12 protein-coding genes are annotated in these 15,186 nt (G+C 64.8%); 1 reads left to right on the plus strand and 11 read right to left on the minus strand.

The genetic code is table 11. The features are described from left to right. Positions 1-145 precede the first annotated feature (145 nt). Positions 146-1,648: a hypothetical protein gene (locus tag ACVW1B_RS30060; protein ID WP_253606793.1), complete on the plus strand. Its 1,503-nt coding sequence runs from the start codon at positions 146-148 to the stop codon at positions 1,646-1,648. 206 nt (positions 1,649-1,854) lie between these two features. Here the strand turns inward: ACVW1B_RS30060 and ACVW1B_RS30065 are convergent, their stop codons facing one another. The 11 genes from ACVW1B_RS30065 to ACVW1B_RS30115 form a co-directional block, all read right to left on the minus strand. Beyond that, on the minus strand, positions 1,855-3,054 hold the full coding sequence (locus ACVW1B_RS30065; RefSeq protein WP_456822676.1) for an ABC transporter substrate-binding protein: 1,200 nt from the start codon (positions 3,052-3,054) through the stop codon (positions 1,855-1,857). Between the two features lie 120 nt (positions 3,055-3,174). Continuing rightward, positions 3,175-3,561, minus strand: a complete 387-nt coding sequence (locus ACVW1B_RS30070; protein WP_456822677.1) for a DUF3052 domain-containing protein — start codon at positions 3,559-3,561, stop codon at positions 3,175-3,177. A 39-nt stretch (positions 3,562-3,600) separates the two neighbouring features. Beyond that, positions 3,601-5,523, minus strand: a complete 1,923-nt coding sequence (gene ftsH, locus ACVW1B_RS30075; RefSeq protein WP_057018122.1) for an ATP-dependent zinc metalloprotease FtsH — start codon at positions 5,521-5,523, stop codon at positions 3,601-3,603. A 258-nt stretch (positions 5,524-5,781) separates the two neighbouring features. Beyond that, entirely contained in the window at positions 5,782-6,816 is a 1,035-nt protein-coding gene (tilS, locus tag ACVW1B_RS30080; RefSeq protein WP_456822678.1) for a tRNA lysidine(34) synthetase TilS, read from the minus strand. Positions 6,817-6,868: 52 nt separating this feature from the next. Beyond that, positions 6,869-7,909, minus strand: a complete 1,041-nt coding sequence (gene ybgF / locus ACVW1B_RS30085; RefSeq protein ID WP_253606786.1) for a tol-pal system protein YbgF — start codon at positions 7,907-7,909, stop codon at positions 6,869-6,871. 250 nt (positions 7,910-8,159) lie between these two features. Beyond that, positions 8,160-8,642 (minus strand): peptidoglycan-associated lipoprotein Pal, encoded by a 483-nt coding sequence (gene pal, locus ACVW1B_RS30090; RefSeq protein WP_016846948.1) that lies wholly within the window; start codon positions 8,640-8,642, stop codon positions 8,160-8,162. Positions 8,643-8,914: 272 nt separating this feature from the next. Further along, complete coding sequence (locus tag ACVW1B_RS30095) at positions 8,915-9,649, minus strand: N-acyl amino acid synthase FeeM domain-containing protein (RefSeq protein WP_057018120.1); 735 nt, start codon at positions 9,647-9,649, stop codon at positions 8,915-8,917. Between the two features lie 173 nt (positions 9,650-9,822). After that, entirely contained in the window at positions 9,823-12,147 is a 2,325-nt protein-coding gene (locus ACVW1B_RS30100; protein ID WP_076828017.1) for a putative bifunctional diguanylate cyclase/phosphodiesterase, read from the minus strand. Positions 12,148-12,331: 184 nt separating this feature from the next. Further along, on the minus strand, positions 12,332-13,690 hold the full coding sequence (tolB, locus tag ACVW1B_RS30105; RefSeq protein WP_092080739.1) for a Tol-Pal system beta propeller repeat protein TolB: 1,359 nt from the start codon (positions 13,688-13,690) through the stop codon (positions 12,332-12,334). 37 nt (positions 13,691-13,727) lie between these two features. Continuing rightward, positions 13,728-14,660: a cell envelope integrity protein TolA gene (locus tag ACVW1B_RS30110; protein ID WP_092080736.1), complete on the minus strand. Its 933-nt coding sequence runs from the start codon at positions 14,658-14,660 to the stop codon at positions 13,728-13,730. A 30-nt stretch (positions 14,661-14,690) separates the two neighbouring features. Continuing rightward, positions 14,691-15,158, minus strand: a complete 468-nt coding sequence (locus ACVW1B_RS30115; protein ID WP_016846953.1) for a biopolymer transporter ExbD — start codon at positions 15,156-15,158, stop codon at positions 14,691-14,693. Between the last annotated feature and the right edge of the window lie 28 nt (positions 15,159-15,186).

The raw sequence follows: 15,186 nt of genomic DNA on the forward strand, positions 1-15,186 counted from the left end.
GAAATCGAGGTATCTGATCTTGCGCACGCGCGCGATATCGCTGCGGCATTTACCCGAATTTATCGGAAGCCGTGGTCGAGTGCGCGCTGGCGTCACGCGGTGGCGTTGGCTCTGGATGCCCCGGCCGAAACAAGCAAGAAAGCGCATGTCACTCTCCATCACCAGCAGCGTGAGCAGCCGTAGCGCGGCGCGAGGACTGGTGCCGCTGTGCGCCGCCGTGGGCGCCTATCTGTTTTATCTCTCGGCCGGCGAAATCCTGCTGCGCGATTCCGACACGATGTGGCAGATCCGGGTCGGACAGTGGATCCTCGAACACGGCGCGATGCCGACATCGGACGTGTTCTCGTTCACCCGTTTCGGCGAGCCCTGGATCTCGAGCTCGTGGCTGTCGCAGGTGGTGTACGCGCTCGTATACGGCGGCGATTGGGCCGGGCCGGTGATCCTGTCGTCGATGGCGATCGGCGCGACGTTCGCGATCTTCCTGCATCTGTTGAGCCCGTATTTCGATCCGGCGCGCGCGCTTCTGATCGCGGCGCTGGCGCTGCTGTTGTCGACGATCCACTTCTTGGCGCGGCCGCATGTGCTGGCGCTGCCGGTGCTGCTGGCGTTCATCGGCGGCCTGCTCGCGGCCGCGGATCGCCGCACTTCACCGTCATGGTGGCTGCTGCCGCTGATGACGCTGTGGGCCAATCTGCATGGCGGCTTCGTTCTCGGGCTGGCGCTGATCGGACCGATCGGACTGGAGGCGGTGTGGAACGCGGAGCCCGGCCGCCGCCGCCAGCTTGTCGTGCGATGGGGCCTGTTCGGCCTCGCCGCGCTGGCCGCGAGCTGCCTGACGCCCTATGGCTGGAACAGCCTGCTGGGCGCGACCAAGATCCTCAGCCTCGGCAAATTGCTGACGCTGATCGGGGAATGGAAGCCGGCGGATTTCAGCAAGCCCAGCTTCTTCGAAGCCACGCTGCTCGGCCTGATCGGCCTGATCTGCTATCGCAGGCTGACGCTGTCGGTGCCGCGGATCCTGCTGCTGCTCGGGCTGATCTGGATGGCGCTGAGCCATGTCCGCAACATCGAGGTATTCGCGTTCATCGCTCCGCTGGTGCTCGCCAAGCCGATCGCCGAGCAATGGGGAACGGCAGGCGCCACCGCCGCCCGCTTCGAAGAAACGCGCGCATTTCCCGTCGTCACGATCCTGGCTGTGATCGCGATGGTGATCGGCGCATGGGTGACGACGGCGATGTTCGTCGCGCAGCATCAGTTCAAATTCCTCCCGATGTTCTCGCCCGTTGCCGCGGTCGACGTGCTGCAGCAGCACAAGGCGCAACGCGTGTTCAGCACCGCGCCGTTCGGCGGCTACATGGTCAGCCGCGACATGAAGGTGTTCATCGACGGCCGCGCCGAGCTCTATGGCGAGCAATTCGTGCTCGACTATTACGATGCGCTCGATGCCCGCGACGTCGGCCGGCTGCTGGGCCTGCTCGACAAATACCGGATCGATGCCACGCTGCTGAGCTCGGACTCTCCCGCCGGCAACGCGCTGGATCATCTGAAGGGCTGGAAGCGGGTGTACAAGGACGACATCGCCGTGATCCATGTGCGCTCGGACGAGACGAAAACCGGCGCGGCGGCGGCGGGTCAGAGCACGAACTAACCGACGCCGCACAAGTCCAAAATCGCATCGTCGTCCCGTCATCCTGAGGTGCGAGCCTTGCGGCGCAATTGCGCCGCTGGGCGAGCCTCGAAGGATGAATCGGCCACCAGTCGGGCCGTCGATCCTTCGAGACGCCGCTGCGCGGCTCCTCAGGATGACGGGTTTGATCCCCGGCGCTCACAGTTCAAGCGCGATCAGCCCCACCCTCAATTCCCTGTCTGAAGCTCGCCGAAGCGATCCCAGGTCTTGCCGTTGAAGCGCATCAGCTGCATCTGATCGACCGGCACGTGGTCGGCCGGCGAGGTGTTGACCTTGATGCCCGGCAGCAGCATCGGCAATTCCAGGCCCTTGATCGCGAATGCCTGACGCAGGATGTTCTCGGTCGAGAGATCGTCGCCGCAGGCCTTGAGCACCGCCTCCAGCGCCATCGCGCTGTTGTAGGCGTTGACGTAATTGGTGTCGTGCTGATCGCCTTCCGGCACGTATCTGGTCATGAACTCGCGCCAGCCCTTCATGCCGGGATCGTCGCTCCATGCCGGGTCGTCCGGATCCTTCACATAGGCCGTGGAGATGATGCCGGTGCCGGCTTCGACGCCGGCTGGCTGCATTACGGTCGAGATCCACACCGCTGTGTTGGACAGGAAAGTCATCGGCCGCCAGCCGATCTCAAAGGCCTTGCGGATCGACTGCGCCGCGAATTTCGGCGTCGCCGCGATCACGAAGACGTCGGCATTGGTGGCCTTCAGCTTGACGATCTGGGAGTCGATCGTCGGGTCCGTGATCTCATAGGTCGCAACCGTGACCAGAGACTCATACTTCTCGCCGAGCACGTCCTTGAGGCCGGCGAGATAGTCGCGGCCGTAGTCGTCGTTCTGCGAGATGACGGCGAACCTTGCATTCGGATTCTTCGCCAGCGCATAGCGCGCATAGAGCCGTGCCTCGTAGCGGAACGGCGCCTGCACGCCCATTGTTGCCTGCGGGAATTGCGTGATGTCGCCGAATTTCGAGGCGCCGGAGGCCAGGAACAGCTGCGGGGTGTTCTTGCCCTGCAGGTATTTTGCGATCGCGGTATTGTGCGCGGTGCCGATCGAGGAGAAGATCAGCGCGACCTCGTCGCTCTCGACGAGGCTGCGCGTCTGCTCCACCGTCTTCGGCGGCGCGTAGGAATCGTCCAGCGAGATGAAGTTGATCTTGCGGCCATTGATGCCGCCGCGCTCGTTCAGCATCCTGAAATAGCCGGCCTCGCCCTTGCCGAGCGCGCCGAACGCCGACACCGGCCCGCTATAGGGCATGGTCTGGCCGATCCTGATTTCGGTTGATGTGACGCCGCGCATCTCGGCGGCGATGGAAGACGTGGGCAGCAGCAGGAACGAAATGGCGCCAAGCGCGCCGAATGCCTTGCGCATCGGCCTCCCCTCCCCTTTTCTTGCCGCGCCTTCAGACAACGCGGCCGTGCCGTTTGACGGCTTGGCGCGAGGATGCCACGGTGTTGCAGCGGAGGCCACGGATATTCGAAAGGCGCGATCTCAGCGCTTGCCGCGGTCCTTGGCGGGGATCACGAATTTCAGTCCCGACCAGACGTCATCGACCGCACAAACCTTGACGTCGACCAGGCCGTTCGCGAGGCCGGTTTCGCGGACCTGTCTCTCCGTAAGGTCGGTCGCGACGCGCGAACTCTTCTTCGGCCACGATACCCAGATCATGCCGTCAGGGGCGATCGCCTGACGATAACGCCGCAGCTTGGCCGCAAGCCCCTCGGCCTTGGCGGCGAACAGGTGCACGACATCGAGCGGTGCCCGTGCGGTCTTCGCCACCAGCACATCGGCGGGCAGTTCGCCAACAACGTCGCCGTAGGGAACGGACAACCCGTCGACAAAAATACAAAAGCCCGGCTTGAGGCCGAGCTTTTGCACAACTGGTCTGACGGAAGTGCCGGCCATCGCGGGCGAGGCTTACGCCTGCGGCTGCGGCTCCATGCCGGTGTCCGGATCGGGACGCGGGCGCGGCTTGCCGGCTGGCGGCACGGCGGATGCGCGCGGCGTCGACGGCTCCAGCACCGACTCCCGGTTGGGCTTCTTGCCCTTCAAGAGGTCGATGATCTCGTCGCCGGTCAGCGTCTCGAACTCGAGCAGGCCCTTGGCGAGCGCCTCGAGATCCTCGCGCTTCTCGGTGAGGATCTTGGTCGCCTCGTTGTAGCCTTCCTCGACCAGACGCCTGATCTCGGAGTCGATTTTCTGGACGGTAGCCTCGGACGCATTCTGCGTGCGCGAGACCGACATGCCGAGGAACACCTCGTCCTGGTTCTCGCCGTAGGAGACGGTGCCGAGCTCTTCCGAGAGGCCCCAGCGCGTCACCATCATGCGGGCAAGGCGGGTCGCCTGCTCGATGTCGGAGGCGGCGCCCGAGGTCACCTTCTCGCGGCCGAAGATCAACTCTTCGGCGACGCGGCCACCCATCATGATGGCAAGGCGCGAAGTCATCTGCTCGAGCGACATCGACAGCTTGTCGCGCTCCGGCAGCTGCATCACCATGCCCAGCGCACGGCCGCGCGGAATGATGGTCGCCTTGTGGATCGGATCGGTCGCGACGACGTTGAGGCCGACGATGGCGTGGCCGCCCTCGTGATAGGCCGTCAGCAGCTTCTCTTCCTCGGTCATCACGAGCGACTTGCGCTCGGCGCCCATCATCACCTTGTCCTTGGCCTCTTCGAACTCGGCCTGCGTCACCATCCGCTTGTTGCGGCGGGCGGCGGTCAGCGCAGCCTCGTTGACGAGGTTCATCAGGTCGGCGCCCGAGAAGCCCGGGGTGCCGCGCGCGATGGTCTTGAGGTTGATATCCGGCGCCAGCGGCACCTTGCGGACGTGAACCTTGAGGATCTGCTCGCGGCCGACGACGTCCGGGTTCGGCACCACGACCTGGCGGTCGAAGCGGCCGGGACGCAGCAGCGCGGGATCGAGCACGTCGGGACGGTTGGTCGCCGCGATCAGGATCACGCCCTCATTGGCCTCGAAGCCGTCCATCTCGACCAGCAGCTGGTTCAGCGTCTGCTCGCGCTCGTCGTTGCCGCCGCCGAGGCCGGCGCCGCGATGACGGCCGACCGCGTCGATTTCGTCGATGAAGATGATGCAGGGCGCGTTCTTCTTGGCCTGCTCGAACATGTCGCGGACGCGGCTCGCGCCGACGCCGACGAACATCTCGACGAAGTCAGAACCGGAGATGGTGAAGAACGGCACGTTGGCTTCGCCCGCGACCGCGCGCGCAATCAGCGTCTTGCCGGTGCCGGGAGGGCCGACCAGCAACACGCCGCGCGGAATCCGTCCGCCGAGCCGCTGGAATTTGCCGGGGTCGCGGAGGAATTCGACGATCTCCTGCAGGTCCTGCTTGGCCTCGTCGACACCAGCGACGTCCTCGAAGGTGACGCGGCCATGCGCCTCGGTCAGCATCTTGGCGCGCGACTTGCCGAAGCCCATCGCCTTGCCGGCGCCGCCCTGCATCTGCCGCGACAGGAATATCCACACGCCGATCAGCGCGATGAACGGCAACCAGGAGACGAGCAGCGAGACGAACCACGGCACGTTATCGCCGGGCGCCTTCGCGGTGATCTGCACCTTGGCGTCAAAGAGGCGCTTCACGAGCGTCGGATCGCTCGGCGCGTAGGTCTGGAAGCTCGTGCCGTTGTTGAAGGTGCCGTGAATCTCCGGCCCCTGGATCACGACGTCGCGGACATGGCCCTGATCGACCTCAGTGAGAAGCTGCGAGAACGAGATGTCCGAGGACGACGAGCGCTGGCCAGGATTCTGGAAAAGCGTGAACAACGCCAGCAACAGCAGGACAATGATGACCCAGAGGGCGAAATTCCGCAGATTGGCGTTCATGGTCTTCCTTCGTGGTCGCGCGGATCGCGGCCTCTCTCTATCCTTGGGCAGGCTCTGTGGGAATCCCCAGGGAATCCATCCCGTCGATGGCATACAATTTAGGTGCCGCTGGGGTAGATGCCAAGGGAACCACGCACGACTATTTACCGCATCCTAGCGCGATTCCCGGTCAAAAAATGGCGCTGAATCCGGTGTTTTTCCGGGGTGGTTAAGCCTCTTTGCCCGATTATGACAGCGATTGAAACAATCGAACCCGGCTCAGCGGGAGCGCCCCCGGCGGGGCGGTGCCGGGCCGATCCTGATCCGGCCGGCGGCGATGCTGATGACCGCTCCGGCAAGGGTCTGTTTCAGCCTGGATTCGCGTTTTCCCAAAGTCCCATCCAAGGCCTCGTCCATCGCGGCGAGCAGGGTTTCGACCTTGCCGAGCTCGGCCGGGCCCTCATGTCCGACGCGGTCGATGGCGCGCTTGAGCAGACGGACGCGGATTTCCTCGGGCATTACTGCGAACAGCGCAGAATCGAAGCCCGCGCCGGAGTTATCCTCGCTCTTCAACGCAAGATAGTGCTCGGCGTCGTCGACCAGCACCTCCAGGGCGGCGTTGGCGCGCGCGATCCGCGCGGCAAGCCGCGCCAGGTTCCGCGCGTCGCCGCCCTCCGCCGCGAGCATCGGCATCAGCGCGCGCAACCGTGGACGCGTGAAGGACCGATCGCGGTTGGTCGGATCGTCGGCAAAGCCGATGCGCGCCTTCTGCAGCGTCGCGATCAGCTGGGCCTTGGAGATGTCGAGCAGCGGCCGTGTCAGCAAGACGCCGTCGCGCTCGGTCTCGCGCGCCATTGCCGAGAGGCCCGCAACGCCGCTGCCGCGCAGCATCCGCATCAACAGCGTCTCGGCCTGATCGTCACGGGTGTGCGCGGTCAAAATATGCGTGGCGCCATGCTTGCGTGCGGCCTGCGCGAGCAGTCGATAGCGGGCCGCGCGCGCCGCTGCCGGCACGCCGGTTCCAGGCTTTGGTCCAGTCCAACGCAACGTGTGATGCGGCAGCTCGAGACTTCGCGCCAGCCGCTTGACGTCGCGCGCCTCGCGAGCCGCTTCAGGACGCAGGCCGTGATCGACCGTGACCGCCACCAGCCGCGGTCCCTGCGCGAGCGCGCGGCGCCAGCGCGCGGCGAGCCACATCAGCGCGACTGAATCGGGACCGCCGGACACCGCAAGCAGGAGCGCCGGCGCGCCCGCAAGGCCTGCGAACAGGCGCTTGGCGTCCCTTGCCGGGATGGCGGATTGATCGTCGGGCATCGCAAAACCAGCTGCTGGCGGAGAGGCCGGAAGCGGCCTTCCCGCATCTGGTTTAGCACTTCACGCGCTTCTGCTCGCGGTCAACCGCAGCCTTGACCCCGCCGGACGCGCGCGGGTACTTCCGCGTGATCTCGCCGAACGCGGCGCAGGCCGCTTCCTTCTCCTTCAGCGCCGCCAGCGACTGGCCGAGCCGCAGCAGGGCGTCGGGCGCCTTCGCGGACTTGTCGAACTTGGTGGTCACGCCGAGGAAGGTCTCCGCAGCATCGCGATATTGCTGGCGCTGGAAATAGCTTTCGCCAAGCCAGTATTGCGAGTCCGCCACCAGGGGATCGTTCGGATACTTCTGGCCGAAGTTCTTCATCGTCTCTTCGGCGAGCGCATAGTCCTTGCGCTGCATATAGCCGATGCCGAGGTCGAACTCGTCCTTCGACGTCGCCGACGGCGGCAGCGTGGTCAGGGCTGCGCTCGCGCCGGGCGCACGCTGCGGGCTGGTGTTGCCGAGATTGAGCGGCTCGCCTGCGCCACGGCCGCCGGGCGCACCAACCGCCGCCTCACTGGGCATCGGCATCCCGCCGCCGCCAAGTGCGCGCGGCGCCCCTGGGGCATTCGGGTTCTGGTTCGGATCGAAGGCATCGCCGCGGCCGCGGCGGCCGGAAGCCGCCGGCGCCGGCTCCTGCGCGATCGGCGCAGGCGCCGCGATCTGCTGCTGCTGGTCATAGCCGCCCTGCGGCGGCCTGCCATATCCTTGCTGCGGCTGGCCGTAGCCTTGCTGGGGCTGGGCGTAGCCCGGCTGCGCTTGCGGGTAGGCCTGCGGTTGCTGCGCCGGTGGCGCCGCCGCAACGGGTTGGCCCGCCGGAGCCTGTCCAGCTGGGCCGGGCGGTTGCCCGCCAAGCTGCCGCAGCCGCTCCTCGAGCTGGCGGTTACGGTATTGCAGTTCCTCGTTCTGGCCGGTCAGCTGCCGCAGCTGGTTTTCGAGCCGCTCGATCCGCATTTCAGCATCGGAATCGTCGGATTGGGCAAACACTGGCGCGGAAACGGCGAGCAACGCCGCGATCGCCGCGGCGGAGGAAAGAAAATGAATCCTGGATGACATTTTGCCCTGACGACGAGATCGACGTGAAAAGCGAGCGACATTGAAAGACGGAGTACGCCGGAATTGTGACTGGCACTTCAAATCCGGGACAGCGTCGCGGGATACCGGTTTAGTACGGACGCTGGAACAAGCAAGCGGCCAATTGCGCGCAGCTTCGTTCATCTTGATGACGGCGGGCCGGGCCTTCATGCGGCAAAAACAAAACCGGCGCCCGAAGGCGCCGGCTTGAAAACACTCATTCAGGATCGCGTCAGGAGCTGGCGTTCAGCACGGTGACGGCACGACGATTCTGCGACCAGCAGGAGATGTCGTTACAGACCGCGACCGGACGCTCCTTGCCGTAGGAAATGGTGCGCATGCGGCTCGGATCGATGCCGCGCGAGGCGAGGTAAGCGCGGACCGACTGGGCACGCCGGGCACCGAGCGCGATGTTGTATTCGCGCGTGCCGCGCTCGTCGGCATGACCTTCGATGGTGAAGGAGTAACGGTTATAGGTCTGCAGCCACTGCGCCTGCTTGTCGAGGGTCGCCGTCGCCTGCGGGCTGAGATCGGTCTGATCGCTCTCAAAGAACACGCGGTCGCCGACATTGACCACGAAATCCTGCTGGCTGCCCGGGGTCGCGGCGCCCCCAATCGCGCCATTGGCGTCCAACGGGTTCTTGTTGGCACAGGCACCCATCGACAGCGCCACCGCCAGAACCGCAACCAGCTTCATACCCTGGAGATAATTCATTCCCGGAGCCTCCACGCTCGCGCTCTTCGTACTACCCAATCGGTCTACAGGGCGATGGTTAAGCGAACGTTCCGTCAACCTTGACGAGACCTTGCTGAACCCCATCAAATGCCAGGCAATGGCGAAAAGCGCCCCCGATGGTTAATGGGTGGCAAATGTGGCGCGATGGTGAAGGGAAGGCAAGGTTCGCGGGAACCGGCCGCTTTTGCAGGACAATTTGGCCTGCGCGCAACAGTCGATCGACACTGACTCGATGAGAATGGCCGATTCCCTCAGGGATTTGGCACGATCGAAGCGCGCTCGAACGGCTGCACGAAGCCGTCGGGCTGCAACTGGCCTTCGCGGTCGAACAGCATGCGCCGCTCGAAGGCGCTGGAGCGCAGGAAGGGATAGCGGGCCAGCACGCGTTCCCGCACCGTCGGCAAATGCGACGCCATCAAGCCGACCGGCTTCACCAGCCCGGGATAGAGCCGCGGCTCCGACCAGGTCTCGTGCAGGAACACACGCCGGTAGAACGCCATGTGCTCGGGCCGGACCGGCGCCAGGCCGTAATCGGCGTTGAAGTGCACGCCCGCGGTCGAGCCGAGGCGCACGGTGACATAGGGCAGTTCCGGAACGTTCCGGGCCTTTTCGGGATCCGCGACGAAGCGCGTCGAGTCGATGAAGACCAGACCCTGATCAAGCTTCGGCAGCAGCACGTCGCCGAACACCTCGAGCGTCGGCGAGGTTCGCCACTCCGGCGTCACCACGGTGATGCGGATCGAGCTGCAGAGTTCGCCCTGCAGATAGACACCGAACACCCAGGCATTCGGCGCATCATCGAACTGATCGACGACCCGCTCGTCCGCCGAGGGCCGGATCGCGCCTTCGCGCAGATAGGCGCGATAGCGAAGCCGGTAGATCTCGTCTTTCTGTTCCGGGGTCTGAGCGAGGCGGTAATCGACTTGATCCAGAGGGTCCGCAAGCCTTCCTGTCGCGGGCTTGATGGCTTCGGCCGCGGACCTCATTTGGTACTCCCTGAACAACGCAACAACTTCAACGCGCGGCCAAAAGATTAACAGCTTCTTAATTTCCGTCAAAGCAATCGAGGCAATACAGTTAACCTCTCGCCGCAAGGGTACACTACGAATGGTGCAGCCGAAGGCTCTCACAACTATCGATTGAGGGTATTGCGCCGGGCTCAAGCGATCGAGCGCGAGGGAACCACGTGCAGCTGCTCGTCGGTCCGCCGGCCGTGCGAGGCATTGAGCAGCTGGCGGATGCGGACGGAGGGAACCGGCCGGCTGAACAGGTATCCCTGTGCTTCGGTCACCGCGCCATCGGCGCTGATCAGTTCGAGCTGCTCATTGGTCTCGATGCCCTCGACCACGACCGACATACCGAGATCCGCCGACAGCCGCGCTACCCCGCGCAGCAAGGTCAGCGGACGGTCGCTGTCGATTCCTTCGAGGAAGGACCGGTCGATCTTGACCTTCTGCAGCGGGAAATTGTGCAGGTAGCTGAGCGACGAGTAGCCGGTGCCGAAATCGTCCAGCGAGATCCGCACGCCGAGCGAGCGCAACTGGGACAGCAAGTCGTGGGTCAGCTCGGTGTTGTGCAGCAGCGAGGATTCGGTGATCTCGATCTCGAGCCGGTGCGCCGGCAGGCCGGAGACCTCGAGCGCGTAGCGAACCTCGCTCAGCACGTCGCGCTGATGGAACTGCTGCGGCGAGAAGTTGACCGCGACGCTGACCGCCTCGGGCCACTTCATGCATTCCATGCAGGCCTTGCGAAGGATCCAGCGGCCGAGATCGACGATCAGGCCCATGTCCTCGGCAACGGGAATGATGTCGACCGGAGAGACCGTACCGCGCGCCGGATGGTTCCAGCGTAGCAGCGCCTCGCAGGTGCTCACCTTGCCGGACTTCAGGTTGATCAGCGGCTGATAGAACAGCTCGAATTCCTCGTTGGCGAGCGCCTTGCGCAGGTCGAGCTCGAGGATGCGGCGGGCCTCGACGGTTTGCGCCATCTCGTCGCGGAAGAAGCAGAAGGTGCCGCGGCCGTCGGCCTTGGCGCGGTAGAGCGCCATGTCGGCGTTCTTCAGCAGCGTGTCGGCGCCGACGCCGGGCGCGGTCATCGCGATGCCGACGCTGGCGCCGATCTCGACCAGATGGTTGTCGATCTTGTAGCGCTCGCTGAGGCGGTCGACGATGCGCCGAGCCAGCGCCGCAGCGTCCTCGTGCGAGTGGATGTTCTGCTGGAACACCACGAACTCGTCGCCGCCGAACCGCGCCACGAAATCCTCCGGCCGCAGCATCTCGCGCAGCCGCTCGGCGACCGCGCAGAGCAGCTGGTCGCCGCAGGGATGGCCGAGCGTATCGTTGACCTGCTTGAACTGGTCGAGGTCGACGAACAGCAATGCGGAGCGATGATCGCCGTGCTGCATGGCGAGCAGCCGGCCGATTTCGTCGCGGAAATTGACGCGGTTGGGCAACGCGGTCAGTTCGTCGTAGCGCGCGAGGTGGCTGATCCGGGCCTCGGCGTCCTTGCGCTCGGTGATGTCCTCGACCAGCACCACCGTGCCACCGCCGGCCATCGGCTGGAAGGTCCAGTCGAGCGAGCGGTTCTTGGTTGGGTCGGGGTCGCTGGTGACGATATCGCCGCGCTGCGAGCTCTCGATCTCATAGAGGATCTGCTGTGCGGCCGCGGCCGAGATCGAGCCGGACAGGACGCAGGCGTTGCAGATATCGGTCGCGCTGGCGCCGCGCTGCACGAAATCGTCCGACAGCTGCATCATCTCGATGAAGCGGTGGTTCATCACCGCAACGCGGCCGTCGGCGCTGAACATGCACAGGCCGTGCGGCATGTTGTTCAGCGCGGTATCGAACTGGCCCGCCAGCGCGGCCTCGCGCTCCTTGGCGATCCAGGCGTTGACGTAGATGCGCTGCAGGCTGGAGGTCAGGTGCCGGATGGCGCTGAAGAACACCAGGCTGAGCAGCGCAAGGGCGATGTGATAGGGGCCGCCGACATACATCAGCGCCAGGATCAAGGGACCGATCGACATCAACAGATGCAGGTGGAAGATCTGCGGCCGGCCGAAGGTCCGCCCTACCCCCGCCGAGGTGTAGGCGACCACCGTGGTCACGCACAGCATGTGCGCGGCGGCATCATTGGTCGTGAGGAGCACGGTGACGCCCCAGATGCCGAGCGAGATGCCGTAGGCGATGGTGCCGATCCGGTAGCGCTTCTCCCAGGTCACGGACTCTTCGACGGTGAGCCGGGAATTGCGCTGCTGGTAGCGGTACATCTGCAGCGCGCGCGCCAGCCCCACCACGATGAACAGCGGCACGCACAGCCAGCACAACAGATTGCTCGTCACAGCCGCAATCACGGCGCCCGCAATGGCGGGGCCGAAGGCGCCGAAGATCATGGGCGCTGGGTTCATGAACAGGGAATCGACCAGCGCCGCGGAAATCGTCGGCGACATCGACCGGTCCGGTTCACCCGTCTGACTTGCAAACTGCATTGTGAGAGCGCGCGTCCTTTTCAGCTCGCACTCTTACTGATCGCAGGTGAAGTCTTTCTGAGCGAACATCGTTAGCAAGTCCTTGCCGCGCTAGGACGACGGCCGGAATTCACCATGAAATTCAGTGCGCTAGGTGAGAAGCCGCGACTGCCGCCGAGGTTCCCGGAGCAGCTCTGCACCCAGCTCACGACAACAGCGGTGACCAGGCCGGGTCGGAGGCAAAGCCCGGGGTCGGTACCCGCAGCTCGTTGCGGCCGGAGACGTCGATGGTGAACAGCGACGGGCCGCTGTTGCCGCCCGGATCGCGGAAGAACATCACGACGCGCCCGTTCGGCGCAAACGTCGGGCCTTCATTGTGGAAGCCCGAGGTCAGGATGCGCTCGCCCGAGCCGTCGGGTTTCATGATGCCGATCGCGAACTGCCCGCCGCCCTGCTTGGTGAAGGCGATGTAGTCGCCGCGCGGCGACCAAACCGGCGTCGAATAGGTGCCGTCGCCGAACGAGATGCGCTGTGCACCGCCGCCGGTTGCCGGCATCACGTAGATCTGCGGCTTGCCGCCGCGATCGGATTCGAAGCACAGCCGCGTACCGTCGGGCGCGTAGGACGGCGAGGTGTCGATTGCCGGCGTGTCGGTCAGCCGCGTCATCGACTTCGAGCGCAGATCCATCACGAACAGGTTGGAGTTGCCGCCCTGCTGCAGGCTCATGATGACGCGCTGGCCGTCGGGCGAGAAGCGCGGCGAGAACGACATGCCCGGGAAGTTGCCGACGATCTCGCGCTGGCCGGTCTCGATGTTGAGCAGATAGACGCGCGGGTCGCCCTGCCCGAATTCCATGTAGGTGATTTCCTGGGTCGACGGCGAGAAGCGCGGCGTCAGCACGAGGTCCGAACCGCGGGTCAGGTAGCGCACATTGGCGCCGTCCTGGTCCATCAGCGCGAGGCGCTTGACGCGGCGATCCGCCGAGCCACTCTCGTCGACGAACACGACGCGGGTATCGAAATAACCCTTCTCGCCGGTCATGCGCTCATAGATCTGGTCGGAGATGATGTGCGCGATCCGCCGCCAGTATTCGGCCGAGGTGTCGTACTGCTGACCGGCGAGCTGCTGGCCGGTGTTGACGTCCCAGAGCCGGAATTCCGCCTTCACTCGCCCGTTGCCCTGGCGCGTCATGCGGCCGGTCACCAGCGCCTGCGCGTTGATGCTCTTCCAGTTGTTGAAGTTCGGCGCCGCGTCGATATTGATCTGCTTCTCGAGATAGGCGGCCTGATCGATCGGCGCGAACAATCCGCTGCGCTTCAGGTTGTTGGTGATCACCTGCGTGACGCCGACGCCGACTTCGGCGTCGCCAGGCGTGCCGGCGGCGAAGTTCGGGATCGCGATCGGCACCGGCGCGAACTCGCCCTCGGTGATGGTGATCCGCTTCTGGGCGGATGCGGGGCCAGTGAGACCGCCCAGCATCGCGCCGGCGGACGCCATTCCGGCCAGGATCTGCCGGCGGCTCGGACGGAATAGCGTGTGAGGCAAGCGGGTCTTGTCAATCATCGTTCGAACTCATGCTCGTAAACGGTAGCGTGCAATTTCAGCTCTGCCTCTCGGTGAAGGCCGGCTCGAAGAACTGCCACTCCTCAAAGAATGCTGGAGGCAATCGATAGGGCTGGCACTCGATGATCGCGCGCAAGCCGCTCTCCTGATACACCCGAAGATAAGGCGTCTTCGCGTTTCCTACCACGACCGGCATGCCTTCCAGCGTGCCGTCGCGCTTCAAATGGATGGAGAACACGGCTTCTGCCATCTGTGCCTCTATTCCACCGTAAGGCTTCTTCCAGCAGCGCTCGACCTGCTGCCGGAACATCGCGCCCCAGGTCGCTGAATTGTCGGCAGCCTTGCCCTTCGCGGTGCCGAGCGCCGCATTGGCATTGAGCGTATCGCCGGTCGCCGCGGCCCGCGTCGGGTCACGCTTGTCGAGCAGGGCTGCGATCTTGCTCTGGTCGAACACGCGATCCTTCGGCTTCTGCTCCGGCGGCGGCTTGGCGGCCTGCTGCACCGGCTTCGGCGGCGGCTTCTTCTCTTCCTTCTTGATCGCTTCCGCGATCGGGTCGGGTTTCACCGGATCGGGTTTCTTCTCGACCGGCTTCGGCTCTTCCTTCGGCTTGTTCTCGACCTTCTTCGGCGGATCCGGCTTCTTGTCTTCCGGTTTCTCCACCTTCGGCGCCGGCTGCGGCGCGGTGTCGGTCACGACCGGGGGCTTTTTCTCCTCGACCTTACCGACGGTGTCGTCGACCGGCTTGGCTTCGGCGACCTTGTCGACCAGTGGCTTGGGATTCTCCTTCTTGCCGTCCTTCTGACCGGCCATGACATGCGAGAGTTGGTCGGGCGAGATCACGTCGACGGCAACCGATTCCTCTTCGGGCATCACGTACGCCTTGGTCGACCACGACACGAGGCCCCACCCGATCACGAGGACGTGCAGGACAATCGATGCCGCCAGAGTCTTGTCGACCTTGACCTTCAAATCAGGCTTCCCCGTGCCTTGGCATGGTGGTTATCCGCCTTCCGGGATGATGACGATATTCGCCTTGAATCCCGCGGCCCGGACCTCCCCGAGCAGTTTCATCATATCCGTGTAACAGACGTCCTTGTCGCCACGCAGATAGACCACTTTTTCGGCATCCGACCGGGCGTCACCGATCGCCTTGATCTTGGCCGGAAAATCGGCGGCCGTGACCGGCGCGTCACCCAGATAGAGCTCGACATTCGAGTTGCAGCCGCCACCGGTGCGCTTGACCGACAGGGTCAGCGGCGGCTGGTTCGACGAGATCGACTTGCCGCCGCTCGCCACCGGCAGGTCGATGTCGATGTTCGACGTCATCAGCGGCGCCGCCACCATGAAGATGATCAGCAGCACCAGCATCACGTCGACCATCGGCGTGACGTTGATCTCGGCCATGACCGGCTTGCGCCCGCCGCGGCGGCGTCTGCCACCGCCGGACCCTGCCATGCTCATCGCCATGATCGCACACCCGCAAAAGTGACCATCA

The organism is Bradyrhizobium sp. USDA 4502 (genome assembly GCF_054063355.1).

Excerpts from the sequence above, each read along its gene's own strand:
- ACVW1B_RS30060 (WP_253606793.1), top strand. The coding sequence starts at position 146 with ATGTCACTCTCCATCACCAGCAGCGTGAGCAGCCGTAGCGCGGCGCGA.
- ACVW1B_RS30065 (WP_456822676.1), bottom strand. The coding sequence starts at position 3,054 with ATGCGCAAGGCATTCGGCGCGCTTGGCGCCATTTCGTTCCTGCTGCTG.
- ftsH (WP_057018122.1), bottom strand. The coding sequence starts at position 5,523 with ATGAACGCCAATCTGCGGAATTTCGCCCTCTGGGTCATCATTGTCCTG.
- tilS (WP_456822678.1), bottom strand. The coding sequence starts at position 6,816 with ATGCCCGACGATCAATCCGCCATCCCGGCAAGGGACGCCAAGCGCCTG.
- ybgF (WP_253606786.1), bottom strand. The coding sequence starts at position 7,909 with ATGTCATCCAGGATTCATTTTCTTTCCTCCGCCGCGGCGATCGCGGCG.
- pal (WP_016846948.1), bottom strand. The coding sequence starts at position 8,642 with ATGAATTATCTCCAGGGTATGAAGCTGGTTGCGGTTCTGGCGGTGGCG.
- ACVW1B_RS30095 (WP_057018120.1), bottom strand. The coding sequence starts at position 9,649 with ATGAGGTCCGCGGCCGAAGCCATCAAGCCCGCGACAGGAAGGCTTGCG.
- ACVW1B_RS30100 (WP_076828017.1), bottom strand. The coding sequence starts at position 12,147 with ATGCAGTTTGCAAGTCAGACGGGTGAACCGGACCGGTCGATGTCGCCG.
- tolB (WP_092080739.1), bottom strand. The coding sequence starts at position 13,690 with ATGATTGACAAGACCCGCTTGCCTCACACGCTATTCCGTCCGAGCCGC.
- ACVW1B_RS30115 (WP_016846953.1), bottom strand. The coding sequence starts at position 15,158 with ATGGCGATGAGCATGGCAGGGTCCGGCGGTGGCAGACGCCGCCGCGGC.